The 793-nt window shown below is 45.1% G+C and carries 1 protein-coding gene; it reads left to right on the top strand.

Annotation, left to right across the window (positions count from 1 at the left end):
• The first annotated feature begins 218 nt into the window (after positions 1-218).
• Positions 219-710, top strand: coding sequence for a hypothetical protein (locus QVO99_RS00155; protein ID WP_022315554.1), 492 nt, complete (start codon positions 219-221; stop codon positions 708-710).
• Positions 711-793: the final 83 nt, after the last annotated feature.

Here is a 793-nt window from a genome sequence, read left to right as displayed (position 1 = left end):
CTTGCACGTAAATTATCATTTATCTGATTCTTTTACGAATTATTTCTTGGTATTTTACCCCTAAACTGAACTTTCTTTCAACTATAACTTTAATCAACCAACGCTAACACGCCATAACCGTAAAACTCGCCTGGGGGATGTTGTAACTTTGCAAATGTAAAACGGAACTACCCGTTGAACAAGTAACAATTATCATTAACCCTTAAAAATTTATTATCATGTCAAAAGTACAGAATGGCAAGCTTTATTATCAGTTGTTCCAGAACAACGTTGCAGACTCTAAATTCTACCAGATGTGGTATGCGAAGGCGAAACACATCGACACTGTGACCTTCGACGAGCTCATCACCCACATGGCAAACCACAACGTGGGATTCCCAAGAGGTGTAGTGTCGGGAGTGATGATGTCGTTCGTGGACTGTCTGCTCGAACTCGTGGCACAGAGCAAGAAGGTGCAGCTCGGCGACCTCGGCACTTTCTATCTCAATCTCACCTCGAAGCCTGCAGCAAAGTATGAGGAGTTCAACGCCGCAGAGAATATCATGGACTGCGGACTGCGTTTCATCTCATCACAGACCGAAAACAAGGACAACCTCACCCGTTCGGCCTTCACCAAGGCGATGTCGTTCAAGAACTTCAATACTCTCATGCGTGAAAGTGACAAGATGCTCGTAGACACTGCGAACAAGGAGAAGAACAAGACTGTCTGATCCTGACGCCATTTTCCCTCTTGCCCTCATGATAGGGTGGGAGGGATTTTAGTACAACCCATCCTAACCTTCCCCAAGGGAAG

The sequence above is a fragment of the Prevotella sp. CAG:592 genome (genome assembly GCF_000436015.1).
Taxonomy (GTDB): Bacteria; Bacteroidota; Bacteroidia; order Bacteroidales; family Bacteroidaceae; genus Prevotella; species Prevotella pectinovora.
The sequence above is the reverse complement of the archived record's forward strand: the minus strand, read 5'-3'. Positions and strand labels throughout refer to the sequence as shown.

Bases quoted from the DNA above. Each gene is read 5' to 3' on its own strand.
- QVO99_RS00155 (WP_022315554.1), top strand. From the start codon at position 219: ATGTCAAAAGTACAGAATGGCAAGCTTTATTATCAGTTGTTCCAGAAC.